The organism is Pandoraea eparura (assembly GCF_902459725.1).
Classification (GTDB): domain Bacteria; phylum Pseudomonadota; class Gammaproteobacteria; order Burkholderiales; family Burkholderiaceae; genus Pandoraea; species Pandoraea eparura.
The window spans coordinates 66,827-92,818 of sequence record NZ_CABPSH010000009.1; the positions used below are offsets into that span (position 1 = coordinate 66,827).

Annotated in this window: 17 protein-coding genes; 10 read left to right on the forward strand and 7 right to left on the reverse strand. The window is 65.2% G+C overall.

Annotated features, from left to right (window positions below; translation table 11 throughout):
• Positions 1–428 precede the first annotated feature (428 nt).
• From map to PEP31012_RS17115, 3 genes are all read left to right on the forward strand, one after another.
• Positions 429–1,292 carry a type I methionyl aminopeptidase gene (gene map / locus PEP31012_RS17105; protein WP_150590508.1) on the forward strand — a complete coding sequence of 288 codons (864 nt, stop codon included), beginning with the start codon at positions 429–431 and terminating at the stop codon, positions 1,290–1,292.
• Positions 1,293–1,368: 76 nt separating this feature from the next.
• Positions 1,369–3,933 carry a [protein-PII] uridylyltransferase gene (locus PEP31012_RS17110; RefSeq protein WP_150590509.1) on the forward strand — a complete coding sequence of 855 codons (2,565 nt, stop codon included), beginning with the start codon at positions 1,369–1,371 and terminating at the stop codon, positions 3,931–3,933.
• On the forward strand, positions 3,930–5,318 hold the full coding sequence (locus tag PEP31012_RS17115; protein WP_150590510.1) for a pseudouridine synthase: 1,389 nt from the start codon (positions 3,930–3,932) through the stop codon (positions 5,316–5,318). Before PEP31012_RS17110 ends, PEP31012_RS17115 begins: the two co-directional genes overlap by 4 nt.
• Before the next feature lie 273 nt (positions 5,319–5,591).
• Here PEP31012_RS17115 and def read toward each other — a convergent pair whose 3' ends face one another.
• From def to PEP31012_RS17140, 5 genes are all read right to left on the reverse strand, one after another.
• Positions 5,592–6,125: a peptide deformylase gene (def, locus tag PEP31012_RS17120; protein ID WP_150590511.1), complete on the reverse strand. Its 534-nt coding sequence runs from the start codon at positions 6,123–6,125 to the stop codon at positions 5,592–5,594.
• Positions 6,126–6,141: 16 nt separating this feature from the next.
• Positions 6,142–8,235, reverse strand: coding sequence for an NAD-dependent DNA ligase LigA (ligA, locus tag PEP31012_RS17125; RefSeq protein WP_150590512.1), 2,094 nt, complete (start codon positions 8,233–8,235; stop codon positions 6,142–6,144).
• Between the two features lie 201 nt (positions 8,236–8,436).
• Positions 8,437–9,981: a cell division protein ZipA C-terminal FtsZ-binding domain-containing protein gene (locus PEP31012_RS17130; protein ID WP_246171352.1), complete on the reverse strand. Its 1,545-nt coding sequence runs from the start codon at positions 9,979–9,981 to the stop codon at positions 8,437–8,439.
• Between the two features lie 39 nt (positions 9,982–10,020).
• On the reverse strand, positions 10,021–13,536 hold the full coding sequence (gene smc / locus PEP31012_RS17135) for a chromosome segregation protein SMC (RefSeq protein WP_150590513.1): 3,516 nt from the start codon (positions 13,534–13,536) through the stop codon (positions 10,021–10,023).
• 123 nt (positions 13,537–13,659) lie between these two features.
• Positions 13,660–14,655: a DMT family transporter gene (locus PEP31012_RS17140; protein ID WP_246171353.1), complete on the reverse strand. Its 996-nt coding sequence runs from the start codon at positions 14,653–14,655 to the stop codon at positions 13,660–13,662.
• Positions 14,656–15,005: 350 nt separating this feature from the next.
• On the opposite strand from PEP31012_RS17140, the gene dapC reads away from it, so the two are divergent.
• The 7 genes from dapC to PEP31012_RS17175 all read left to right on the forward strand — a co-directional run bounded on the left by dapC (position 15,006) and on the right by PEP31012_RS17175 (position 23,228).
• Entirely contained in the window at positions 15,006–16,208 is a 1,203-nt protein-coding gene (dapC, locus tag PEP31012_RS17145; protein ID WP_150590514.1) for a succinyldiaminopimelate transaminase, read from the forward strand.
• Positions 16,209–16,232: 24 nt separating this feature from the next.
• Positions 16,233–17,060, forward strand: coding sequence for a 2,3,4,5-tetrahydropyridine-2,6-dicarboxylate N-succinyltransferase (dapD, locus tag PEP31012_RS17150; protein WP_150590515.1), 828 nt, complete (start codon positions 16,233–16,235; stop codon positions 17,058–17,060).
• Positions 17,061–17,146: 86 nt separating this feature from the next.
• Complete coding sequence (locus tag PEP31012_RS17155; RefSeq protein ID WP_150590516.1) at positions 17,147–17,494, forward strand: ArsC family reductase; 348 nt, start codon at positions 17,147–17,149, stop codon at positions 17,492–17,494.
• A gap of 4 nt (positions 17,495–17,498) precedes the next feature.
• Positions 17,499–18,650: a succinyl-diaminopimelate desuccinylase gene (dapE, locus tag PEP31012_RS17160; RefSeq protein WP_150590517.1), complete on the forward strand. Its 1,152-nt coding sequence runs from the start codon at positions 17,499–17,501 to the stop codon at positions 18,648–18,650.
• A 19-nt stretch (positions 18,651–18,669) separates the two neighbouring features.
• Entirely contained in the window at positions 18,670–19,566 is an 897-nt protein-coding gene (gene prmB, locus PEP31012_RS17165; RefSeq protein WP_150590518.1) for a 50S ribosomal protein L3 N(5)-glutamine methyltransferase, read from the forward strand.
• A 111-nt stretch (positions 19,567–19,677) separates the two neighbouring features.
• The gene (cls, locus tag PEP31012_RS17170; RefSeq protein WP_150590519.1) at positions 19,678–21,105 is read left to right on the forward strand and encodes a cardiolipin synthase; all 1,428 of its coding nucleotides are present in this window, start codon (positions 19,678–19,680) and stop codon (positions 21,103–21,105) included.
• Positions 21,106–21,278: 173 nt separating this feature from the next.
• Complete coding sequence (locus tag PEP31012_RS17175) at positions 21,279–23,228, forward strand: ATP-binding cassette domain-containing protein (RefSeq protein ID WP_150590520.1); 1,950 nt, start codon at positions 21,279–21,281, stop codon at positions 23,226–23,228.
• Between the two features lie 41 nt (positions 23,229–23,269).
• Here PEP31012_RS17175 and radA read toward each other — a convergent pair whose 3' ends face one another.
• The gene (radA, locus tag PEP31012_RS17180) at positions 23,270–24,643 is read right to left on the reverse strand and encodes a DNA repair protein RadA (protein WP_150590521.1); all 1,374 of its coding nucleotides are present in this window, start codon (positions 24,641–24,643) and stop codon (positions 23,270–23,272) included.
• Positions 24,644–24,666: 23 nt separating this feature from the next.
• Positions 24,667–25,737, reverse strand: coding sequence for an alanine racemase (gene alr / locus PEP31012_RS17185; protein ID WP_150590522.1), 1,071 nt, complete (start codon positions 25,735–25,737; stop codon positions 24,667–24,669).
• Positions 25,738–25,992: the final 255 nt, after the last annotated feature.

A 25,992-nucleotide genomic window follows, 5' to 3' on the forward strand; every position in this document is an offset into this window, starting at 1 on the left:
ACTGCCACACAGCTTTGCATGACCCGCCTGCGAAGATCGGGCACCCTGGGTGCGCCGGCCCGCGATTTCAAAATTTCCAAGCCGATGACAAACATGCCCCCCCGAACATCGCCGGACGCAGCGCCTTTTGGCACCACACTGGGGCAAAATCTCCCCAAAAACCCAGCGAAGACCGTTGAAACACAAGGGAAAACCCTTGGGTTTGCCAGCAATTCGTCCTCGACTTAGCCCGAGATTATAGCATCGCAGCGCACCATCACTCAAGCGACGCGTGAAGTTGCGATGACAACCCGGAAACGCCCGGTTTGCGCGGCGCGCCGGCCATTTCGCCTCGCCACGGCGTGATGTGCTCGGAACCTTGAAATTTCATCGTCGGAACGCTCCGAAATCCACGCCGGACGGGGCGAACACCGCCCTTTGGTGCGATAATGCGCCACTGTTTACGCAATTTCTCCGATTCCGCAATGGCCATCACCCTCAAGAATGCTCACGACATTGAAATGATGCGCGTCGCCTGCCGACTGGCCAGCGAGGTGCTCGATTTCATTACGCCGCACGTGCGTGCCGGCGTCACGACCGGGGAACTCGACCGGCTCTGCCACGAGTACATGCTCAACGAGCAGGGCACGGTGCCGGCACCGCTGAACTATCAGCCGCCGGGCTATCCGCCCTACCCCAAGGCCACCTGCATCTCGGTCAACGACGTGATCTGCCACGGCATTCCCGGCGACAAGACGCTCAAGAACGGCGACGCCCTGAACATCGACATCACCGTCATCAAGGACGGTTACTTTGGCGATACGAGCCGCATGTTCATGGTTGGCGAAGGCTCGATCCTCGCGAAGCGTTTGGCGCAGGTGACATATGAATGCATGTGGCTCGGCATCAATCAGGTACGCCCCGGCGCGCATCTGGGCGACATCGGCCATGCGATCCAGACGCATGCCGAAGCCCAGGGGTACAGCGTAGTGCGCGAGTACTGTGGGCACGGCATCGGCCAAGTGTTCCATGAGGATCCGCAGATCGTGCATTACGGTCGTCAAGGCACCGGTCTCGAATTGCAGGCCGGCATGATCTTTACCATCGAGCCGATGATCAACGCGGGCAAGCGCGAGATTCGGACGATGCCCGATCAATGGACGGTCAAGACGCGCGATCGCAGTTTGTCGGCGCAATGGGAGCACACGGTGCTGGTGACGCCAACGGGCCACGAGGTGCTCACGCATTCGGCCCTCGCGCCGCCGCCGCCGCCCGGATCGTCGTACGTGACATCGTTCGCCACTGCCGCCTGAGCCACCGTCGCGCGGCCGCCCGTCATCACGGCGGCCATTCGGCCTGACTCGTTACCTTCACCACCAGGAAGCCGCCATGCACGCGCGTGCGCACGCCCCGTCTCCGCTACGTCAGGCCCTCAAGGACCGCAAGGCCGAACTCGTCGAACGCTTTTCCACACACGGCAAGATCGACGTGCTGCTGCATGGCTTGTGCCAGGCCGTCGATCAGGCCATGCGCGACGCCTGGGCCGAGTGCCAGATGCCCGACGGTTTCGCGCTGGTCGCCGTGGGCGGCTACGGGCGCGGTGAACTGTACCCGCACTCGGACGTCGACATTCTCCTGCTGCACCACGATGCCGACCCGGAGGCACTCACGTCGCACGTGGAGCCGTTCATCGGCTTCCTGTGGGATATCGGACTCGAGATCGGATCGTCGGTCCGCACCGTCGACGAATGCATCACCGAAGCCCATGCCGACGTCACGGTGCAAACCAGTCTGCTCGAAGCGCGCCTGCTCACCGGCAACGCGACGCTGTTCGACGAATTCGAGCATCGTTTCTCGGCCGATCTGGATCCGCGCGCTTTTTTCCGCAGCAAACAACTGGAAATCCGCCAGCGTCACGCCAAATATCAGGACACCCCTTACAGCCTCGAACCGAACTGCAAGGAAAGCCCGGGCGGACTGCGCGACCTGCAGGTCATTCTCTGGATGACGAAGGCGGCCGGCCTCGGCAATAGCTGGTCGGAACTGTTCGCGCGAGATCTGCTAACCGACCGCGAACTCAAGGAGTTGCGCCGCAACGAGCAGTTCCTGAAAGGCCTTCGCGCGCGGTTGCACTTGCTGGCGCGAAGGCGTCAGGACGTGCTCGTGTTCGACATGCAGACACCGCTCGCCCAGAGTCTTGGCTTCGACGCCACGACCACCAAACGGGCCAGCGAGCAGCTCATGCGGCGCTACTATTGGGCCGCCAAGGCCGTCTCGCAACTCAATACGGTACTGCTGCTCAACGTCGAAGCCCGCCTGTTCCCGCAATCCAGCGGGGTCACGCGCGTGATCAACGACCGTTTCGTCGAGAAGCAGGGGATGATCGAGATCGTGGACGACGAGTTGTACCAGCGTCACCCGAATGCCATCCTCGAAACATTCCTGCTTTACGAGCAGGTCGTCGGCGTGAAGGGGCTGTCGGCGCGCACGCTGCGCGCGCTGTACAACGCCCGCGAGCTGATGAACGCGCAGTGGCGTGCCGACCCCGAAAATCGCAACACGTTTCTCGGCATTCTGCAGCAGCCGCAGGGCATCACGCACGCCTTGCGCCTGATGAACCAGACGAGTGTGCTCGGCCGGTATCTGATCAACTTCCGGCGCGTCGTCGGCCAGATGCAGCACGATCTTTACCACGTGTACACGGTCGATCAGCACATCCTGATGGTCGTGCGCAACATCCGCCGTTTCGCCGTGGCGGAACATGCCCACGAGTACCCGTTCTGCAGCCAGTTGATCGCAAACTTCGATCGCCCCTGGGCGCTGACGATCGCGGCCCTCTTCCATGACATCGCGAAGGGCCGCGGCGGCGATCACTCCACGCTCGGCATGACCGACGCCCGACGCTTCTGTACGCGTCACGGCGTCGACAAGGAGGACACGGAACTGATCGCCTGGCTGGTGGGCGAACATCTGACGATGAGCACTGTCGCGCAGAAGCAGGACACCACCGATCCGGAGGTTATCCGTCGTTTTGCGGCGAAGGTGGGCAACGAGCGCCGCCTGACGGCGTTGTATCTCCTGACCGTCGCCGATATTCGCGGCACCAGCCCGAAAGTGTGGAACGCCTGGAAGGGCAAGCTGCTCGAAGACCTCTACCGGCTAACGTTGCAGGTGCTCGGCGGCGCCAACCCGGACCCGCGCTCGCAACTGAAAACGCGCAAGGAAGAGGCCCTCGGGCTGTTGCGGCTGTACACTGTGCCGGAACGCGCGCAGGAGGCGCTCTGGAACACGCTGGACGTCGCGTACTTCCTGCGCAACGACCCGGCGGATGTCGCCTGGCAGACACGCCATCTTTGGCGGCACGTGGACAGTGCGGCCCCCATCGTCAAGGCGCGGCCTTCGCCGATTGGCGAAGGATTGCAGGTAATGGTCTACGTGCGCGACCAGGTCGACCTGTTCGCGCGCATCTGCGGCTATTTCGAGCGCAAAGGGCTGTCGATTCTCGATGCCAAGGTCCACACGACCAGCCAAGGCTTTGCGCTGGACAGCTTTCTGCTGACCGATCCGGGTCTCGACACGAGTTACCGCGACATCATCAATCTGGTGGAGAGCGAACTGGTGTCGCTGCTTACCCGTGCCGAGCCGTTGGCGGAGCCCAGCAAAGGCCGGCTGCCGCGACGTTCTCGCAGCTTCCCGGTCACCCCGCGCGTCGACCTGCGGCCCGACGATCGCGGTCAGTACTACTTGCTATCGGTGTCGGCCAACGACCGCACCGGTCTGCTGTACGCGGTCGCTCGCGTGCTTGCGCGTCACGGCGTAAGCGTGCGTACCGCCCGCATCAACACTCTCGGCGAACGTGTCGAAGACACGTTCCTGCTCGATGGCAGCCGTTTGCAAGACAGTCGTCTGCAAATCGCCGTCGAGACCGAATTACTCGAAGCATTGGAATCATGAGCGATACCCCGCGCGCCAAACTGAGCGCCAAACATCCCCGCACTCTCGACAAGACTCGCGCCCCGGTGCGTTCGTCCGGCGCGTTGAGCCGTCCGACCAAAGCCGTGCCCGCGTCGATGCTCGATGCCAGCGGCGCAAAAAAGAAGCCCGCCGCGAAACCGGCGCGCCCGCGCCCGGTAAACGAGGCGCCCGCGCCCGCGGGGGCACGTCGTCCGGCGGGCAGTGGTGCCGCACCGCGCAAGCCCGCAGCCGGCAGCGCAACGCCGTACGAAAAGCGTCCCACGGGAGCGCGCCCGCCCGCACGTGGCCAGCGCGAGCGTGTTGCCGGTGCACGTCCGGCGCGTTTTGACGACGAATCGCGACCGCGTCGTTTCGATGAAGACCGCCCGCGCCGCGCCCCCGAAGGCGGTGCCCGTGGCGATTTCGCTCGCCCGGCGAAGCGCGGCGCTGATGACCGTGCTCCGCGTCGTTTCGACGAAGACCGCCCGCGTCGCAGCGCTGAAGGTGCACCGAGCGGCCGCTATGCCCGCGACGATCGCGACACCCAACCCGCACGCCAGGCACGCCCCACGCGCGCGCCACGCGTCGAACACGATGCCGACGACGTCAAGATTCACCACGACGCCGCCGGATCGCTGCGCCTGTCCAAGCGCATGTCGGAACTCGGACTGTGCTCGCGTCGCGAAGCCGACGAGTGGATCGCCAAGGGATGGGTACGCGTCGACGGCAAGGTCGTGACGGAACTCGGCACGAAGATCCTGCCGACGCAGGAAATCACCGTCGTGCAGGCCGCTCGCAAGGAGCAAGCCAATCGCATGACGATCCTGCTGCACAAGCCCATCGGCTATGTCTCCGGTCAGGCCGAAGACGGCTACGAGCCGGCCGTCGTCCTGGTCACGCGTGAGCATCACTGGGCCGAAGACGATGCCGGCGTGCGCTTCTCGCCGTCACATCTGCGCAGTCTCGCGCCGGCCGGACGCCTCGACATCGACTCAACCGGCCTGCTCGTCCTGACACAGGACGGTCGCATCGCCAAGCAACTGATCGGGGAAGATTCGGAGATCGAGAAGGAATACCTCGTGCGCGTCGCTTACAACGAGCATGTGGAGAACGTTCAGGCGCACTTCCCGGCCGACCGCCTGGCCCTGCTGCGTCATGGTCTGGAACTCGACGATCAACCGCTCAAGCCCGCACAGGTCGATTGGCAAAACCCGGAGCAGCTTCGCTTCGTGCTCAAGGAAGGCAAGAAACGCCAGATCCGCCGGATGTGCGAGCTGGTTGGCCTGCACGTGACCGGCCTCAAGCGCGTTCGCATGGGACGCATCACGCTGGGCAACCTGCCCGTGGGTGAGTGGCGCTACCTTCGTGCTGGCGAAGGCTTCTGAGTCGGCGACACAGTCCATGAAAGCGCCCGCCATCGAGGCGGGCTTGGCTGCCTGACAAACCGCATGTGTTTCGGCGCATGGGGTTAAGTAGGTGGCCATTCCGCCCTACACGCGGGTAACGCGGTAGGGTTTTTCTCATTTTGGAGGCCATCATGCATCACGTGATGCAGCCAGAAATCGTCGTTCCGGCGAGCGCGATATTGGATTGACCGGCAATCCCGCCTCGCCCGGACACGAGCCAACTGACGCTACCTCACCCTATTGCCCCACCCGTCAGTCGTCGCTCTTGGGGTCAAGCCCCGGAAAGAGAATCTCGGTAAAGCCGAACTTGCTGAAGTCGGTAATCCGCATCGGATAGAGCTTGCCGATCAGATGATCGCATTCGTGCTGCACGACCCGGGCATGGAAACCCTCTGCCACGCGGTCGATCGCCCGACCGTACTGATCGACCCCCTCATAGCGCAGCATCGAATAGCGATTGACCATGCCGCGCAGCCCCGGCACCGACAGGCAGCCTTCCCAGCCCTCTTCCATGTCCTGCGTGAGCGGTGTGACGACCGGGTTGATGAGCACGGTTTCAGGCACTTCAGGCGCGTCCGGATAGCGCTCGTTGTGCTCGAAGCCGAAGATCACCACCTGCAGATCGACGCCGATCTGCGGGGCCGCCAGTCCCGCGCCGTTCGCGTGCTTCATGGTGTCGAACATGTCGGCAACCAGCTCACGCAGCTCGGGCGTATCGAACTGCTCCACGGGTTTGGCGATGCGCAGCAGGCGCGGATCGCCCATCTTCAGGATGTCGCGAATCATCGATTGGATCCTCCCATCAAAGCGCGGCCAACATCGCCCGCATAGCGTCTTCGTCCAGCACGGGCACCCCCAGTGCCTCGGCCTTCGCCAACTTGCTCCCCGCCTCCGCGCCGGCGACCACATAGTCGGTTTTCGCAGAGACCGAGCCGGCAACCTTCGCCCCCCGCTCCTCCAGCATGGCTTTCGCCTCGTCGCGCGAGAGCGTCGGCAGCGTGCCCGTGAGCACGAACGTCTTGCCGGCCAGCGGCAGCGGTGCCGCCGCCGCCGGCTCGGCCTCCGCCCAGGTCACGCCCGCCGCCCGCAACTGTTCGATCACTTCGACATTATGCGGTTCGCCGAAGAAATTGGCGATGGACTGCGCCACAATGGGACCAACGTCCGGCACTGCCAGAAGCGCCTCGGCACTCGCCGCCATCACGTTGTCGAGCGTGCCGAAATGACGCGCGAGATCCTTCGCCGTCGCCTCGCCCACATGGCGAATGCCCAACGCGAAGATGAACCGCGCCAGTGTCGTGTGCCGGGCCGCCTCGAGCGCCGCCACGAGGTTGGCCGCCGACTTGTCGGCCATCCGGTCAAGCGCCGCCAGCTTCGCGACGCCCAGCTTGAACAGATCCGCCGGCGTGCGGATGATGTGCTGGTCGACCAGTTGCTCCACCAGCTTGTCGCCGAGCCCCTCGATGTCGAGCGCCCGGCGCTGCGCGAAGTGCAGCAACGCCTGCTTGCGCTGTGCCGCGCAAATCAAACCGCCCGTGCAGCGTGCGATGACCTCGTCGGGCAGCTTCTCGATGGCCGACCCGCACACCGGACAGGCCGTCGGCATGACGAACGCCCGCGCATCCGCCGGCCGGCGTTCAAGCACCGACCCGACGACTTCCGGAATGACGTCGCCCGCCCGGCGCACAATCACCGTATCGCCGATCATCACGTCCTTGCGGCGAATCTCGTCCTCGTTGTGCAGCGTAGCATTGGTGACGGTCGCCCCGCCGACAAAGACCGGGGCCAGCCGCGCCACCGGCGTGATCGCTCCCGTTCGCCCTACCTGCACTTCGATGTCGAGCAAGGTCGTCAGCGCTTCCTGCGCCGGGAACTTGTGCGCCAACGCGAAGCGCGGCGCGCGCGAGACAAAGCCGAGACGATCCTGCTCGTCGCGACGGTTGACCTTGTAGACCACGCCATCGATGTCGTAAGGCAGCGACTCACGCGCCTCGCCGACCGCGCGGTAAAACGCCAGCAAGCCCGGCGCGCCCTGCACGACTTCACGCCGCTCATTGACCGGAATGCCAAGCGTGACGTACCAGTCGAGCAATGCCGAATGCGTCTCCGGCATCGGGGTGCCCACCAGTTCGCCCACCCCGTAGGCAAAAAACGACAACGGTCGCTTCGCCGTGATCCTCGAATCGAGCTGTCGCAGGCTGCCCGCCGCTGCATTGCGCGGATTGACGAACACCTTCTCGCCCGCGGCTTCCTGCGCCCGATTGAGTTTGTCGAAGTCCGCCCGGAACATCAGCACTTCGCCCCGGACCTCCAGCACTTCGGGAGGAGTGTCGGTCGACAGGCGCAGCGGAATCTTCTTGATTGTGCGAATGTTCGCCGTCACGTCCTCACCGGTCGTGCCGTCGCCGCGCGTGGCCGCCTGCACGAGTACGCCGCGCTCGTAGCGCAAGGCGATTGCCAGCCCATCGAACTTCAGCTCGGCCGCATATTCGACCGGCGCACCGAACAGATCGCCCGACGGCGCCCCCCCATCGCGCAACCCGTCCGACACGCGACGGTCGAACGCTTCAACATCCTCGTCGGCAAAGCCATTATTCAGCGAGAGCATCGGCACCCGGTGAACCACCGGCGCGAACCCCTCCACGGGCTTGCCGCCCACACGTTGCGTGGGCGAATCGGGACGCTTCAATTCGGGATGATCTGTCTCGAGCGCGACCAGTTCGGCAAACAGGCGGTCGTACTCGGCATCGGGAATCAGCGGCGCATCCTCTTCGTAATACGCGCGGTTGTGACGCACCAACTCGGCACGCAACTCGGTCGCGCGGCGGGCGGCGAGCGTTGCATCGGTAGCGGTAGGGGCGTTCGCGCCCTGACCCGGAACAGAAGTTTGGGACATGCAAGGAGACTCGGGATACGGGAAGTGAGAACATTATGCCTTCGACGCACGCCCCCTGCGCGCGATCGAAAGCACGGATACATCGATCAGAACAAAAACGCCGTTCACCCGACGGTGAACGGCGTGCATCGAACGCGGCATGCGACGATTCGTCGTCTGCCGCAAATCGTCTTGGCGATCGCCTGAACGATCGCCTCGACTTTACTGGCTGAACAGGCGGCGCGTGACCGGCGAGCCCGCCGGCAGACCACGCGCCTCCAGACGTTCGTAGAGCTTGAGCAACTGCTTGTCGACGTTTTGCAGCGCAGCATCCGAGAGGGGCCGACGCTGATCGTCCACCACACGGCCGCCAATGCGCTGCCCGATCGAGCGCGCGTAATCACACATCAGACGGAACGGCAACAGGTCTTCGTCGGCCACCGGCACATCGAGCAGCATCGTGATCAGGTCGCCGCCCTTGTACGTCAGATCGTCGCGCAGGAAGTTGGTGTCGCCGAACTGCAGCATGAACACCGGATTCTGGCGCGTATCGAGCTTGACGAAACGCATGCCGTCGCGCGAGAGCAGCAGTCCGTCTTGCGTGGCGACCGCCTGCACGTAGTTGGCCGACCACGGCGCGCCGTCCGAGAGGATGTTGACCGACAGTTGGGCGTCGCATTGCGCCGCAAAGCTGTCGAGTTCACGGCCGCGGGCGACGGTCTCCATCATGTCCGGCAGTTCGGGCAAGGCATCGACCGCATCGGCGAGCGTCTGCACGAGATTCGAGAACTCGGAGAACTCGACTTCATTGAGGGCGCCGGCGCGGTTGGCCAACTGTACGGCCATGCGCAACTGGTGGTAGCGCCCGCCGGAGCGAATCAACTCCCACGGCGAATGTTCGTCGGCCCGACCTTCGATGTTGACCGGCTTGCTGCCCGCGCGGCGCATGCGCACCGTCAGCGGCATCAAGCGCTCTGCTGCAATCACGTTCGCCAACGGCAGGCAGACCACGCAGTCGATGCGCTCGTCAATGACCGGGGGCGGACCGCTCGGCACCGCCGGCTGCGCCGCCACCGGCACCACCGGGGCAGCCGAAGCTTCGGGCGCGTCGGCATGCGCCGTGCCTTCATGAGCGTTCGCGACGGACTCGACAATGTCGGCATCGGGGGCATCGGGGGCATCGGGGGCCCCGGCCGCCGTAGCGACCGCACCGGCCGCTGCCGCGTCTACCGTGTCATCGGACGCCAGTTCCGCATCGAGGCGTGCGACCGCGCTCGCGGCCGCGGCTTGCTGCGCGTCACGGGCCTGCGCTTGCTTGTCCAGATCGATGCCGTCGGCCGTCGTCGCCATCGCGGCCATCTCGGCGACGGGTTCGTCCGCGTGGGGAGCGCGGGTGGCATGCGCGGCATGGGCCGCATTGTCCTGCGCGGCGCGCTTGCGCGACGCCGGCGGCGCGTCCCAGGCATCCTCGTTGATCGCGAATGCATCCTGCATCGACGTGCTCGCCGCCACGGCCGGCCCCAGCGTCGGCTCGCGGCGCTCGCCCGACTGCGCCGGCACCCGCGGCGGCGAAAGCGTCGGTTCGATGAACGGACGATCGTCGTCGGCATCCGGCACGCCGGCGGTCGCATCGATGCCGGCACCGTCGACCGGCATGCGACGCGGTATTCGGGCTCGCGCCTTGCTGCCTTGCCAGGCGTTATAGGCCACGACCCCCAGCAGTACCACTACCCCTGCGCCAATCAAGCTGAGCTGCAGTTCATTCATGCGCGGCGTTCCTCTCTCTTCTCCATCGTGGGCGCGGGGTCAGACGATCTCGGCCAGATTGATCGCAGACTCCATGTCCACCGCAACGATCCGCGACACCCCTTGTTCCTGCATGGTGACGCCGATGAGCTGATTGGCCATTTCCATCGCGATTTTGTTGTGCGAAATAAATACGAATTGGGTACGGTCCGACATGCGCGCCACCATCTTGGCGTAGCGCTCGGTGTTGGCGTCGTCCAGCGGCGCATCCACCTCGTCGAGCAAACAGAACGGCGCCGGGTTGAGCTGGAACATGCCGAACACCAGCGCAATGGCCGTGAGCGCCTTCTCTCCCCCAGACAGCAGATGAATCGTGGAGTTCTTCTTGCCCGGCGGCTGCGCCATGACCTGCACGCCGGCGTCAAGAATTTCGTCGCCGGTCATGATGAGCTTGGCCTGTCCACCGCCGAACAGCATCGGGAACAGCTCGCCGAAATGCTTGTTCACCTCGTCGAACGTGCCCTGGAGCAGTACCCGCGTCTCTTCGTCGATCTTGCGAATCGCGCCTTCAAGGGTGTCGATGGCGTCGTTCAGGTCGGCCGACTGCGCGTCGAGGAAGACCTTGCGCTCGCGCGCCGTCTCCAACTCTTCGAGCGCGGCCATGTTGACCGGACCCAACGCGTTGATCGCGTTGTTGATGCGCGTGACTTCGCCTTGCAGATACGACGGCTTCATGTCGGGCGTCAGCTTGACGGCGAGGGCTTCCTCGTCGACTTCGGCGGCCGCCAGTTGCTCGACGAACTGCTCGCCGTTCAGGCGTGCCGCCTGTTCCTTCAACTGCAATTCCGTAATCCGGTCGCGCAGCGGTTGCAGTCCGCGCTCCGCGGCAAGGCGCTCTTCGTCGCTCTGGCGCAACTTCTGCGTGAGCGCCTCGAGTTCGATGCGTGCGGCACCAAGAATCGCTTCCTTCTCCGAGCGGAGTTCAAGCGCGTCCTGCAAGCCGTTTTCAACGGTCTGCTCGGTGATCTGCGCAAGTTCGGCCTGCGCCTGCTCGATCGACACCACCAGACGTTCGGCCTGCTCGAGCGCCGTCTGGATGCTGCGGCGGTGCTCATCGATCTTGCTCGAAATCCCCTTTTGACCGAACGTCGCCTCCTGCGCCAGGCGCTCCAGCTCACGTGCGCGGTTGCGCGCGTCCGAGAGCCGGCTGTCGAGCGATTCGAATTCGAGCTGTCCGTCTTCGAACGTTGCCTGCAATTCGGCCAGTCGGGCATCGCTCTGCTCGAAGTTCGCCTCGGACTCGGCACGCAGTGCCAGTTGCTCCTCGATCTGCGCGGCAATTTCCCGCAACTCTTCGTCGATCTGGGTGCTGCGGGCGTTGAAGCGCTCATGCGCTTGCGTGAGCTTGAGCACATCCATCTGCAACGCGTGCACGCGTTGCGTGGCGCGCTCGGCACGGCCCCGCACCTCCGTCAGCGACTGCGCAGCCTGGCTGTAGCCAGCCTCAGCACGCACGGCGGCGGCCTTGGCTTCGTCCGAGAGCAACACCTGCGCACGCAGTTGCTTGCCCAGGTTCTCGATTTCCTGCTGGCGCGCGAGCAAGCCCGCCTGCTCTGAGTCGGCGGCATATAGCTGCACGCCCACGCGCGTGACCTGATGCCCCGCCTTGACAACGAGCGACGCGCCTTCCGGCAGTTGCGCCCGGGCGACCATCGCTTGCGCGAGATCGTCGGCCACGAACACGTGACCGAGCCACTCCTGCAGCACGGCGCGAAGGCCAGGATCGTCGATGCGTAGCAACGAAAGCAGCGGGCGCAGCGACGCCGGGGCGTCGAGCGATCGCGCGGCTGGCGGCGGCGAATAGAACGCCAGCTTGGCCGGCGGTGCATCGCTCGCAAACGCCTTCACCCAGTCGAGATTGCTGATCTCCAGGGCGGCAAGGCGCTCGCGCAACACCGATTCGAGCGCGTTTTCCCAACCCGGCTCGATATGCAACTTCTTCCACAGCCGCGGCAATTGCGCCAGCTCATGCTTGTCTAGCCATGGCTGCACCTTGCCTTCCGTCTGCACACTCTCCTGGAGTTGCTTGAGCGCTGCGAGACGCGCTTCAAGCTGCGCGATGGACGCCGCTTCGGCCTGCACACGCGCCTGTGCCTCGGCACGCTCGGCTTCCAGTCGCGGCAGCCGCTCCTGGGCGTCGGCGAGTTCGGCTTGCGCGTCTTCGAGCATCGCCTGATGTTCGGCGAGATCGGCGCGCTGCATCTCCAGTTCGGCTTCGTCGGGCTTGTCGAGCCCGCGTGCCTCGCCTTGCAGCCGCTCCTGACGTTGCTGCAACTGCTGCAACGCCTGATCGGCATTGCGCTGATGCGCGGCTTCGAGTTTCAGACTCTGCTCGACCTGCGAAATCTCGCTGCGCTGCTCGTTGAGCAGGGTCTGCGCATCGCGCCAGCCGGCTTCGAGCGCCGGCAGGGCGTCGTTCTGATCGGCCGCCTGATCCTGTGCCGTGGCCGCGCGCTCTTCGGCGATGATGAGTTCTTCTTCGGCAAGCGCCAGGGCCTCTTCCGACTGCGCAGAGCGGGCCTGCCACTGCTCGCGCTGCGAGGTGAGCGCCGCCAGTTGCGCCTGCACGCGATTGCGCGACTCGACGACGTAGCGGATCTCGGCTTCCAGCCGGCTGACTTCCGAATTCGCCTCGTACATGGCGCTTTGCGCCGCCTGGACGGCGTCGGTGGCCGTGTAGTGGGCGGCGCGCAGCGTTTCGAGATCCGATTCCGAGCCGCGCAGTCGCGCCATCTGCGCGTCGAGATCGACCTGGGCCGACTCGATCGCCCGTTGCTGACGCGCCTGTTCGTTCTGCGCTTCATTCTTGCGCAGCAGCCACAGCAATTGCTGCTTTTCTTCGCCGTCGCGATGCAAGTCCTTGAATCGATTGGCCACCACGGCCTGCGATTCCAGCTTCTCGAGATTGGTGCCGAGTTCGCGCAGGATGTCTTCGACGCGCGTGAGGTTTTCACGGGTGTCCTGCAGACGGTTCTCGGTCTCGCGACGCCGCTCCTTGTACTTGGAGACGCCCGCGGCTTCTTCGAGGAACACGCGCAGCTCTTCGGGCTTGGCCTCGATGATGCGCGAGATCATCCCCTGCCCGATGATGGCGTAGGCGCGCGGCCCGAGACCGGTCCCGAGGAAGATGTCCTGAATGTCGCGGCGGCGGGCCGGCAGGTTGTTGATGTAGTAGCTGGAGGTGCCATCGCGCGTGAGCACGCGCTTGACGGCGATTTCGGCGTATTGGCTCCACTGCCCGGCGGCACGCCCGGCGCTGTTGTCGAACACGAGTTCGACGCTGGCGCGGCTTGCCTGCTTGCGGGCCGTCGACCCGTTGAAAATCACGTCCTGCATCGATTCGCCGCGCAGCTCCGAGGCGCGCGATTCGCCGAGCACCCAGCGCACGGCGTCGATGATGTTGGATTTGCCGCACCCGTTCGGGCCGACGATCCCGACCAGTTGGCCGGGCACCGCAAAGTTCGTCGGATCGACGAATGACTTGAAGCCAGCGAGTTTGATGGAGGTCAGACGCACGGCAGGTTCGCTTTATCGGTCATGGAATGGTGGGAAAGACGCAGACGCGTTTAGCTGGTCCTGTCGGGCCTTGCGCGAACTGCCGCGCACCGGCCGCTGACATCGACATAACATCGGTTCGCATCATACCATCGCATCCTCCGCCGTCGCGGATTTACAACGCCCGGAATCCGGCAAAATACCGGACAGCACGCCAGCCGCGACAATGCACAGTCCACCGGCGATATCGCGCGCGCCGAGCGCTTCGCTGGCCAGCCACCACGACGATATCGCCGCCACCACGATCTCGAAGAGCATGATGAGCGCCGCCTGGTTGGCCGGCACCCGAGCCAGGCCGAACTGCACCACGACGTTGGTCAGCGCAATCGTGCACCCCAGGGCGAGCGCAACGGCCGCCACGCTCACGGCTGCCGCGCCCGAGGTGAGCGCAGAGACGGCAGCGCGCGCCGTGTCGGCCCCGCCATCGAACGGCAACACCAGCAACCCGCCGACCACGCAGCCGAGATACAGCGTCCAACTGCGCATTTCGGCACGCACGTCAGGCAACGCCTGACTGACGCGCCGCAGGAGCACGTTATTGAGCGCAAAGGCCGCCCCAGCGATGGCGCCCGCCCACTCGCCAGGGTTGTTCGGCACCGGCCAGCCCAGCGTGGGCGACCAGAGCATCAGCCCCGCCCCGCCAAGCGCCAGCGCGATCAGCCCCACACCGCGCAGCCCGACTCGCTCGCCAAGCAACCAATGCGCAAACAACGCCGTCCAGACCGGGGTCAGGTAGAACAGCAGCAGTACGCGCATCACATGGCCGTGCGTCGTGCCCCAGACGAAGGCGACGTTGGTCGCGCCGCCGGCGAACGCCACACCCGCGAGCAGCCACGACCATCGCAGCGTGGCCAGCGAGCGGCGGTACACGAGCGTGAGCAGCAACAGCGCAACGCCTGCGGTAGCCATCTGCGCAGGAACAGCTGCCACCCTCCACTGGGCGAGGCAACGATAGGGAAACCAGGCCAGCCCCCACACCGACGACCCGATGAGAATGGCCAAGGCGGGCGCCGCCCGGGCACGCAACGAAGCGCCCGACATCGACGCCGGGTCGCGCGTGCCGTTGCCGGCTGCGGTCATACGATTGACTCCTGAAAACAGAGGGATATTCCGCGGGCTTGCCCCATCGGCGCCTCGGAATAGGCTGAATTACGCGGCGGTCGCGCTTTGTACGCGCCATGACGGTATAATTTTCGCTTTGCCGATCTTGCCATTCTTTAGCGCGTTCGGGAACCGTCCTTCGCGGGTTGTGACGAACGATGCTCGCCGACCTGTGGGGCTATGCCCGCAAGCGCGGCCCCGGAAAGCGGTTGTCGTGCGCGGCGCGTCGGCTCGGCGCAACACCCGGCCGGGCGGCACGGCCCCGAATTGTCTCGAACGTTGCCCTGCATGGCGGCGCGAACCCTAGTCCTGAGTCTGTTTGAATTCTCGTGAACCCATTACTCGACAAGCTCCAGCCCTACCCCTTTGAACGCCTGAAGTCGTTGGTGGCGGACATCACGCCCGCCAGCGCGTACAAGGCCGTCAGCTTCGGCATCGGGGAGCCCAAGCACCCGACGCCGCAGTTCATCAAGGAGGCCCTGATCGAAGGGCTGGGCGGCCTCTCGAACTATCCGGCCACCGCGGGCGGCGAACCGCTGCGCGCGGCGATCGCCGAGTGGCTGGAGCGCCGGTACGCACTGCCCAACGTGAACCCGGCCACGGAAGTCCTGCCGGTCACGGGTTCGCGCGAGGCACTCTTTTCATTCGCACAGGCGGTCGTCGACGGCAGCAAACCCGGCGCACGCGTGGTGTGTCCGAACCCGTTCTACCAGATCTACGAAGGCGCCACGCTGCTCGCCGGGGCGACGCCCTATTACGTCGACAGCGACCCCGCGCGTAATTTCGCCCCAGACTACGACGCCGTGCCGGCCGATGTCTGGCGCGACGTCCAACTCGTCTATCTCTGCTCGCCGGGCAACCCGACCGGCGCCGTGCTGAGCCTGGCCGACTGGAAGCGTCTGTTCGATCTCTGCGACGAATATGGCTTCGTGATTGCGTCCGATGAATGCTATTCCGAGATCTACTTCGACGAAGAGCACGCCCCGCTGGGCGCCCTCGCGGCTGCCCATCGACTGGGCCGGGGCTTCGACCGTCTGGTCGTATTCTCCAGCCTGTCGAAGCGCTCGAACGTGCCGGGTATGCGCTCGGGCTTCGTGGCGGGCGACGCCGCCGTCCTCAAGAAATTTCTGCTGTACCGCACCTACCACGGCTGCGCCATGAGCCCGGCCGTGCAGGCGGCGAGCGTCGCCGCGTGGAACGACGAAGCCCACGTGCGACTGAACCGCAGCAAGTACCTGAAGAAGTTCCAGACCGTCACGCCGATGCTGGCCGACGTGCTCGACGTGCGTCTGCCGGACGCGGGCTTCTACCTGTGGGCCCGGGTCGACGCGAAAACCGGCCTGTCCGACACGGAATTCACGCGCCAGTTGCTGGCGCAATACAATGTGGCCGTACTGCCCGGGGCGTACCTGGGCCGCGCGGCGCACGGCACCAACCCGGGCGAGAACTATGTGCGCATCGCCCTCGTGGCCGATGTGGACGAATGCACCGAAGGCGCCCAGCGCATCGTGCAGTTCTGCCAATCCCTTTAATTCTCACTGCAACCGATTCTCGCCATGTCGCAACAACTGCAAACCATCATCGACCAAGCCTGGGACAACCGTGCCGAGATCTCGGCCAAGTCGGCACCTGCCGAGGTGCGTGAGGCCGTCGCCCACGTCATCGCCGAACTGGACCAGGGTGCCCTGCGCGTGGCCCAGAAGCAAGACGGCCAATGGATCGTGAACCAATGGATCAAGAAGGCCGTGCTGCTGTCGTTCCGCCTCGAAGACAATGCCGTGATGCCCGCGGGCGGCTTCAGCCAGTTCTACGACAAGGTGCCGAGCAAGTTCGCGAACTACACCGCCGACGATTTCGCGCGTGGCGGCTTCCGCGTCGTGCCGCCGGCCGTGGCGCGTCGTGGCTCGTTCATCGGCAAGAACGTGGTGCTGATGCCGTCGTACACGAACATCGGCGCCTACGTTGACGAAGGCACGATGGTCGACACGTGGGCCACGGTCGGTTCGTGCGCCCAGATCGGCAAGAATGTTCACCTCTCGGGCGGCGTCGGCATCGGCGGCGTGCTCGAACCGCTGCAGGCCAACCCGGTCATCATCGAAGACAACTGCTTCGTCGGCGCCCGCTCGGAAGTCGTGGAAGGCGTGATCGTCGAAGAGAACTCGGTGATCTCGATGGGCGTGTACCTGGGCCAGTCGACCAAGATCTACGACCGCGAAACCGGTGAAGTGCACTATGGCCGCGTGCCGGCCGGCTCGGTCGTCGTGCCGGGCAACCTGCCCTCGAAGGACGGCAAGTACAGCCTTTACTGCGCCGTCATCGTGAAGAAGGTCGATGCGCAAACGCGCGCCAAGACCGCGATCAACGACCTGCTGCGCGGCGAGTAAGACAACGCAGCCCCCGAGGCGTCGCCACGCTTGTTGCGGCGACGCCTCGGCGCATTTTTGCAATGGCGACACCAGGAGTTCCGGCGATGACGGCAGTGCTGTACGGCATTCCCAACTGCGACACCGTGAAGAAGGCGCGCACGTGGCTCGACGAGCACGGCGTGGCGTACGACTTTCACGACTTCAAGAAGGCCGGCGTGAACGACGCGCTGCTCGGCGTCTGGCTCGCTCAGGTACCGCTCGCCACGCTGCTCAACCGCAAGGGCACGACCTGGCGCAAACTCTCGCCGGAACAACAGGCGGCGGCCGCCGACGCGTCGGTGGCCCGCACGCTGATGATCGAAAACCCGTCGCTCATCAAGCGCCCGGTGCTGGTGGCCAACGGCCAGGTTTCCGTGGGCTTCACGCCCGACAGTTACGCCTCACGATTCTGATTTCATGACCTTCTCCCAAGGCGCCACGCTGGCGCTTACCGAGCAACTGATCGCCCGTCATTCGGTGACGCCCGAAGACCGCGATTGCCAGGCCATTCTGGCGCGCCGCCTCGAAGCCATCGGCTTCGTGTGCGAGACCATCGCGTCGAACGGCGTGACCAACCTCTGGGCGCTCAAGCGCGGCACGCGGGGCACCGACGGCAAGCTGCTCGTCTTCGCGGGCCACACCGACGTGGTACCGACCGGTCCGCTGGAGCAATGGCATTCGGATCCGTTTGCCCCGACGCATCGTGACGGCATGCTCTATGGCCGTGGCGCCGCCGACATGAAGACGTCGCTCGCCGCGTTCGTGGTCGCCTCGGAGGAGTTCGTCGCGCAACATCCGGATCACGCCGGCACCCTCGGCTTCCTGCTGACCAGCGACGAAGAAGGCCCCGCCACCGACGGTACCGTGAAGGTCGTCGAAGCGCTCGCCGCACGCGGCGAGCGACTGGATTACTGCGTCGTCGGTGAGCCGACCTCGAGCCAGCGGCTGGGCGACATGGTCAAGAATGGCCGTCGCGGGTCGATGTCGGGCAAGCTCGTCATCAAGGGCGTGCAAGGCCACATCGCCTATCCGCACCTCGCCCGGAACCCGACGCATCTGTTCGCCCCGGCGCTGGCCGAGCTGACGCAGACCGTCTGGGACAACGGCAACGACTATTTCCCGCCCACCACGTGGCAGATCTCGAACATTCACGCGGGTACCGGCGCGACCAACGTCATTCCCGGCGAACTGACGGTGATGTTCAACTTCCGTTTTTCGACGGCCAGCACGTCCGACGGCCTCCAGCAACAGGTGCACGCGTTGCTCGACCGTCACGGCCTGACCTATACGCTCGACTGGTCGATCAGCGGCCAGCCGTTCCTCACGCCGCGCGGCGACCTGTCGGCCGCGCTCTCGAGCGCCATCCGCGAGGAGACGGGGCTCGAGACCGAACTCTCGACCACGGGCGGCACGTCCGACGGCCGGTTCATCGCGCGCATCTGCCCGCAGGTCATCGAATTCGGCCCGTGCAATGCGAGCATCCACAAGATCGACGAACACATTGCAGTGGCCGACATCGAGCCGCTCAAGAACATCTATCGGGGCGTGTTGACGCGCCTGGTGGCCTGAGGCGCACGCGGCAATCCCCATGACGACACACGCACCCCATCCCTTCCAGACGCTGCGCGACTTGCTGCGCTACGCCGTCTCGCGCTTTACCGAGGCCGAGCTGGCCTTCGGGCATGGCACCGCCACGGCGTACGACGAGGCTGCATACCTGCTGCTGCATACGCTGCACCTGCCCATCGATACGCTCGATCCGTTTCTCGACGCCCGTTTGCTGCCCGACGAAATCGAGCGCGTGCTGTCGGTCGTCAACCGTCGCGCGGGCGAGCGCGTGCCGGCGTCTTACATCACGAATGAAGCGTGGATGCACGGCCGCCGGTTCTACGTGGACGAGCGCGTCATCGTGCCGCGCTCGTTCATCGGCGAGTTGCTGGAAGATGCCTTGCAACCGTGGGTCGATCACGCCGACGACGTGTCCGACGTCCTCGAACTGTGCACCGGCTCGGGCTGCCTGGCGATCCTGGCCGCCGAGACCTTCCCGGCCGCACAGATCGATGCCGTCGACATTTCGCCCGACGCGCTCGCCGTGGCGAAGATCAACGTGGCCGACTACAGCCTCGACGACCGTATCGCGCTGCACCTGGGCGATCTGTACGCGCCGCTGCCCACGGGCAAGCGCTATGACGTCATCCTGACCAATCCGCCATATGTGAACGAAGGCTCGATGCAGGTGCTGCCGGCCGAGTATCGCCACGAGCCCCGGATTGCCCTGGCGGGGGGCAACGACGGGATGGACGTGGTACGGCGTATCATTGCCGGCGCACGCGAGCACCTGACGGACCACGGCGTCCTTGTGGTGGAAATCGGCAACGAACGTCATTTTGTCGAAGCGGCGTTCCCCGACCTGCCGATCACGTGGCTGGCCACCAGTGCCGGCGACGACATGGTGTTCCTGGTGCAGGCCGCCGACCTGCCATAATCCCCTCGGGGCTCGCCCGTTGCAGCGAGCCCTCGCCCAAGGTCATGCAGCCCGGTTACACTCGGGTTCCCGGGTCCGCGCGACTCTCGGCATGGAGGAAGATTGTCCGTCATGGTGCTCAATTGGCTCGACGTCGGCTTTGCCGTCGCCTGTATCCATGCACTGGGGGCGATCGCTGCGATCCATGCCGTGCTGACGGTGCGGACCTCGCAGGGCGCGGTGGCGTGGGCGGTGTCGCTCGTCACGATGCCCTACCTCACGCTGATCCCCTACCTGTTCCTTGGCCGGTCGAAGTTCATCGGCTATGTCGAAGCCCGTCGGGCCCGTAATCAGGCGTTACAGTCGCGCATCGGCGACACACAATGGCACGGCGAGCCGCCCGTCGCCGTGGAGGCTCACCCGGAGTTTGCCGCGCTCACCGCGATGACGGGCATGCCATTCGTCGCCGGCAATCGCGTGCGTCTGCTGGTGAACGGCCACGCCACGTTCGACGCCATCTTCGCCGCCATCGACCGCGCGCGCGACTACATCGTCATTCAGTTCTTCATCGTCAAGGACGACACCCTCGGACGCGCCCTTGCCGCGCGCTTGCTCGCACGCGCCGCCACGGGCGTGAAGGTCTACTTCCTGTACGACCGGATCGGCAGCCACGACCTGCCGCGCCACTTTTGCGAGACGCTGCGCCAAGGCGGCGTTCTCGTGCACGAGTTCGCGGCCGCCAGGCGCGGCATCTTCGTCAATCGCTTCCAGCTCAACTTTCGAAATCACCGCAAGATCGTCGTGATCGATGGCAACGAGGCGTTCATCGGCGGCCACAACGTCGGCGTCGAGTATCTCGGCGAGAAGCCGCCACTCGCGCCCTGGCGCGATACGCACATCGCCGTGCGCGGTCCGGCAGTGGTCGGCATTCAACGCGCCTTCGCCGAAGACTGGCACTGGAGTACGGGCACCGTACCGGAACTCAACCTTCAGCCGGTCGCCTCCGGCGAGGACATGCACTGCCAGGTGGTGCCCAGCGGCCCGGCTGACCGACTCGAAACGTCGTCGCTCTTCTTCGTCACCGCCATCAACGCCGCGCAACAACGGGTCTGGCTCACCACGCCCTATTTCGTGCCCGACGAAGCGGTGTTCTCCGCGTTGCGCCTGGCCGTGCTGCGCGGCGTGGACGTGCGCATCCTGATCCCCGACCGGGCCGATCACCGCGTGGTGTTCGAAGCCACCACGTCGTATGCCTTCGAGGCCGCGCGCAGCGGCATCAACGTCTATCGGTATCAACACGGCTTCGTTCACCAGAAGGTCGTCCTGATTGACGACAGCGCGGCCGCCGTCGGCAGCGCCAACCTCGACAACCGGTCGTTCCGCCTCAATTTCGAGATCATGCTGCTGAGCGTCGACCGCGCCTTCGCGGATGACGTCGCGCTCATGCTCACGCACGACTTCGCGCATGCCACCCTGCTGAACAAGGACGACTTTCGGACGATTCCGAAATGGCGCCAGATTGTGATGCGCGTGGCGCGGCTTTTCGCCCCAATTCTGTAGCCCGCCGACGGCGCACATCGCATTCGCCTGCGCGGACCGGTAAAATACCGGTTTTGCCGTCCTCTGCGCGCGAGTTCGCCGGCAGTGCGCGTTCGATCCGGATCGGATCGGCGACGCCTGCGTACCGCGCAGACCCAGGACGCTCCGACCTGCTTTTCCCCACGGCCTTTTTCGTGATCCGATTCGAACACCTTACCCTCGCGCGCGGCACCAAGCCGCTCTTCGAGGACACCTCCGTCACGCTCAATCCGGGCGAGCGCGTCGGCCTCGTCGGCGCCAACGGCGCCGGCAAGTCCACCCTGTTCGCGCTGTTGCGCGGGCAGTTGCACGCCGATGGTGGCGATGTCTTCGTGCCCAGCCGCTGGCGTGTCGCGCACGTGATGCAGGAGACGCCGGCGGTCGAGCGGAGTGCGCTCGACTACGTGCTCGACGGCGACACGCGGCTACGCGAGATCGAAGCGAACATCGCGGCCGCCGAGAACGCGCACGACGGCCATGCCCAGGCCGACGCCCACGCGGCGTTTGCCGATGCCGACGGCTATACCGCCCCGGCGCGTGGCGAAGCGCTGCTGCTTGGCCTCGGCTTTACACTGGCGCAAACGCAGTTGCCCGTCGCCAGATTCTCGGGCGGATGGCGCATGCGTCTGAACCTGGCGCAGGCGCTCATGTGCCCGTCCGACCTGCTGCTGCTCGACGAACCGACCAACCACCTGGATCTGGACGCCATCGTCTGGCTCGAAGACTGGCTAAAGCGTTATCCGGGCACGCTCATCGTGATTTCGCACGACCGCGAGTTTCTCGACGAGGTCTGCAACGTCACACTGCACATCGAGAACCAGCAGATCAAGCGTTACGGCGGCAACTACAGCCAGTTCGAAATCCTGCGCGGCCAGCAACTGACGCTGCAGCAAAGCGCTTTCGAGAAGCAGCAGAAGACGATTGCGCACCTGGAGTCGTTCATCACGCGCTTCAAGGCCAAGGCGACGAAGGCGCGTCAGGCGCAAAGCCGCATGAAGGCGCTCGAAAAGATGGAGCGCATCGCGCCCGCGCACATTGCGTCGCCGTTCACGTTCGAATTCCGTCCCGCTGACAGCGCGCCGAACCCGATGCTCGTGCTCGAAGGCGTACGCTGCGGCTACCCGCTCGAGGACGGCAGCGAGAAGGTAATCCTGCCGCACGTCACGATGTCGGTGCAGAACGAGCAACGCATCGGCCTGCTCGGCGCAAACGGCCAGGGCAAATCGACGCTGATCAAAACGCTTGCCGGCACGCTTGCGACGCTCACCGGCCCGGTGAAGACCGGCAAGGGCCTGCAGATTGGCTACTTCGCGCAGCACCAGGTTGAAACGCTGCGCCACGACGATTCGCCGTTGCAGCACTTGCAGCGTCTCGCGCCGGATACGCGCGAGCAGGAGCTGCGGGATTTCCTGGGGGGCTTCAACTTCCGCGGCGACATGGCCACATCGTCGATCGCCCCGTTCTCCGGTGGCGAGAAGGCGCGTCTGGCGCTGGCGCTCATCATCTGGCGCAAGCCGAACCTGCTGCTGCTCGACGAACCGACCAACCACCTGGACCTCGAAACGCGCCACGCGCTCACGATGGCCCTCGCGCAATTCGACGGTACGTTGATTCTCGTCTCACACGATCGACATCTGCTGCGTGCGACCACAGACCAGTTCCTGCTGGTGGCCGGCGGCGAAGTGACGCCGTTCGACGGCGATCTCGACGACTACCGCGACTGGTTGCTGCAACATGCGGCCGACCAACGCGCCGCGGCGCGCGACGCCAGCAGCGCGGGGGGCGGTAGCGCTGAAGGGATCGATGGCGGCGACGGCGTCAATCGCAAGGATCAGAAGCGTGCCGAGGCGCAGGAGCGTCAGCGGCTGTCGCAGCTTCGCAAACCGCTGCAACGCAAGATCGAGAAGCTGGAACAGTCGATGGCGAAGCTCTCGGACGAGAAGGCGCGCCTCGACGCGATCCTCGCCGACAGCAGTACCTACGAAGACGCGAAAAAGGCCTTGCTGACCGACAGTCTCAAGCAGCAGGTGGACATCACGACCAAACTCTCGGACATCGAAGCCGAGTGGCTCGACGCGCAGGAAGCGCTCGAACAGATCGTCTGACAGAGATGAGGCGGCGGGTCAGTGGCCCCGAGCGCGAGGCACTACAACCCTGCCACCGCAGAAATCGCGTGCTCCAGGCGATCGACGGCGTGCACTTCGAGGCCGTCAATGGGATGCTTCGGTGCATTCGCCTTCGGGATGATCGCTATCGAAAAGCCGAGCTTCGCGGCTTCCTTGAGGCGATCCTGACCTCGCGGGCTCGGCCGGATTTCGCCCGCCAGCCCAACCTCGCCGAACGCCACGATGCCGCGCGGCAGCGGCTTGTTGCGCAGGGACGAATGGATCGCCAGCAACACCGCCAGATCGGCCGCCGGCTCCGAGATCTTCACACCGCCGACGGCGTTCAGGAACACGTCCTGATCGAAACAGGCGATGCCCGCATGACGGTGCATCACCGCGAGCAACATCGCCAGCCGGTTCTGCTCCAGCCCCACCGCCAGCCGCCGCGGATTGGGCACCTGCGCCGTATCGACCAGCGCCTGCACCTCGACGAGCAACGGCCGTGTGCCCTCCTGCGTGACGAGCACGCAGGAGCCCGGCACGCTTTGCTCGTGTTGCGAGAGGAACAGTGCCGACGGATTCGCCACGCCGCGCAGCCCCTTCTCCGTCATCGCGAACACACCCAACTCGTTGACGGCGCCGAAACGATTCTTGAACGCCCGCACCAGCCGGTACGACGAGTGCGTATCGCCCTCGAAATACAGCACCGTGTCGACGATGTGTTCGAGCACGCGCGGCCCCGCCAGACTGCCTTCCTTGGTCACGTGACCGACCATGATCACGGTCACGCCGCTTTGCTTCGCACTGCGGGTGAGTTGCGCCGCGCATTCGCGCACCTGCGCCACCGAGCCCGGGGCCGAACTGAGCGCTTCGGAGTAGATCGTCTGGATCGAGTCAATCACGACAACGTCGGGCTTCTCCGACTCGATGGCACCCAGGATCTTCTCAAGCTGAATTTCCGCCAGCAGATCCAGTTCGCCGCCCCCCTCGCCCGAAGCACCAAGGCCCAGGCGCTGCGCGCGCAAGGCAATCTGCGCGCCCGACTCTTCGCCGCTGACATACAGCGCGCGCCGCTCGCGCGCCAGATGCGCGAGCGACTGGAGCAGCAGCGTCGACTTGCCGATCCCGGGATCCCCGCCGATGAGCACCACGCCACCCGCGACCAGACCGCCGCCCAGCACGCGGTCGAATTCGCTCACGCCGCTGGAAAAGCGCGGCACATCGGCCGCCTCGATCTGCGCCAGCTTGCGCACCGGCGTACTCTTGGCGAGCGATTGATAGCGATGACCGGTCGACGCTTCCGCCACCGATTCGACGAGCGAATTCCAGCCGTTGCAGTGCGGGCATTGCCCCGCCCACTTGGGCGTCTGCCCGCCGCATTCGGTACAAATATAGACAGTCTTGGCTTTGGCCATGCGTGGCGATCCCGTCGTGACGCTCAGTTCGCGTGCACCGGCACGCGGCGCGCCACGGCGCACATCAGCTCGTAGCCGAGCGTGCCGGCCGACGCCGCGACTTCGTCGATGCAAAGGCCCCGTCCCCACAGCGTCACGGGCGTGCCCACACGTGCCTGCGGCACCGGCGTGAGATCGACCGCCAACATATCCATCGACACGCGGCCCACCGTGCGCGTGCGCACCCCGTCAACGAGCACCGGCGTGCCCGAGGGGGCGACGCGCGGATAGCCGTCGGCATAGCCGCAGGCGACCGTGCCCACCCGCATCGGTGTCTCGGCGGTGAAGGCGCTGCCGTAGCCCACCGTGCCACCTGCCGGGACATCCTGAATGCCGATCAGCTCGGCTTCGAGCGTCATGGTCGGTTGAAGATCGAGCGCCGCCGCCGGCACGTCGACACCCTTCGGCGACGAGCCATAGAGCATGATGCCCGGGCGCACCCACGCGCCGTGCGCTTCCGGATGGAACAGCGTGGCGGCCGAGTTGGCAAGGCTGCGCTCGCCGGGCACATCGCATGCGCCACGCTCGAACGCTTCCATCTGATAGGCGATCCCGCGCGGACCGTCGGCATCCGAAAAGTGTGTCATCAACACGATCTGGCTGACGCCGGGAATGGCGCGAGCCCGTTCCCATGCAGCGCGAAAACGCTCGGGCGCGAAGCCCAGACGGTTCATGCCCGAATTCATCTTGAGCTGCACGTTGAGCGGTTTGCTCAGACGCGTCATCTCCAGCATGCGCAGTTGTTCGTCGCTGTGCACGGTGGTCGTCAGACCATACTTGTCGACGATGGCCAGGTCTTCGGGCTTGAAGAACCCTTCGAGCAGTAGAATCGGGCCGGCCCAGCCGAGTTCGCGCACACGCACGGCCTCGTCGAGGTCGAGCAGGCCGAAGCCATCGGCGTCGCGCAATCCGGGATACGCGTTCTCGATGCCATGTCCGTAGGCATTGGCCTTGACGACGGCCCATACCTTGGCATTGGGCGCGCTGCGGCGGGCGACATCGAGATTGTGGGCAAGGGCTGCGGTATGAATCGAGACTTTGATTGGACGAGGCATAAGCGAATACGGAATCGAAGGAGACGCGCGCCGGGACGGGCTGGCGGCATAACGCATCGGCATATTTTCGTGTTATAAAGCCGTGCGCACAACTTGTTTTGCCGAAATCTTTCTCCCGATAACAAGATCGGTCTCAGACCGAGGGCGACCGGGCGCCCGACACGGGGGAGCACCAAGACCGAATATACGGTCGAATAGCGACAGTTGAGCGGCCGAAGCGCGCCGATACCCCGATGTTTAAGCCCGGTTTCTTTC

Coding starts and splice junctions, on each gene's coding strand:
- PEP31012_RS17110 (WP_150590509.1), top strand. CDS start 1,369: ATGCACGCGCGTGCGCACGCCCCGTCTCCGCTACGTCAGGCCCTCAAG.
- map (WP_150590508.1), top strand. CDS start 429: ATGCGCCACTGTTTACGCAATTTCTCCGATTCCGCAATGGCCATCACC.
- def (WP_150590511.1), bottom strand. CDS start 6,125: ATGATTCGCGACATCCTGAAGATGGGCGATCCGCGCCTGCTGCGCATC.
- cls (WP_150590519.1), top strand. CDS start 19,678: ATGGTGCTCAATTGGCTCGACGTCGGCTTTGCCGTCGCCTGTATCCAT.
- PEP31012_RS17155 (WP_150590516.1), top strand. CDS start 17,147: ATGACGGCAGTGCTGTACGGCATTCCCAACTGCGACACCGTGAAGAAG.
- radA (WP_150590521.1), bottom strand. CDS start 24,643: ATGGCCAAAGCCAAGACTGTCTATATTTGTACCGAATGCGGCGGGCAG.
- PEP31012_RS17115 (WP_150590510.1), top strand. CDS start 3,930: ATGAGCGATACCCCGCGCGCCAAACTGAGCGCCAAACATCCCCGCACT.
- dapE (WP_150590517.1), top strand. CDS start 17,499: ATGACCTTCTCCCAAGGCGCCACGCTGGCGCTTACCGAGCAACTGATC.
- dapD (WP_150590515.1), top strand. CDS start 16,233: ATGTCGCAACAACTGCAAACCATCATCGACCAAGCCTGGGACAACCGT.
- prmB (WP_150590518.1), top strand. CDS start 18,670: ATGACGACACACGCACCCCATCCCTTCCAGACGCTGCGCGACTTGCTG.
- PEP31012_RS17130 (WP_246171352.1), bottom strand. CDS start 9,981: ATGAATGAACTGCAGCTCAGCTTGATTGGCGCAGGGGTAGTGGTACTG.
- ligA (WP_150590512.1), bottom strand. CDS start 8,235: ATGTCCCAAACTTCTGTTCCGGGTCAGGGCGCGAACGCCCCTACCGCT.
- PEP31012_RS17140 (WP_246171353.1), bottom strand. CDS start 14,655: ATGACCGCAGCCGGCAACGGCACGCGCGACCCGGCGTCGATGTCGGGC.
- alr (WP_150590522.1), bottom strand. CDS start 25,737: ATGCCTCGTCCAATCAAAGTCTCGATTCATACCGCAGCCCTTGCCCAC.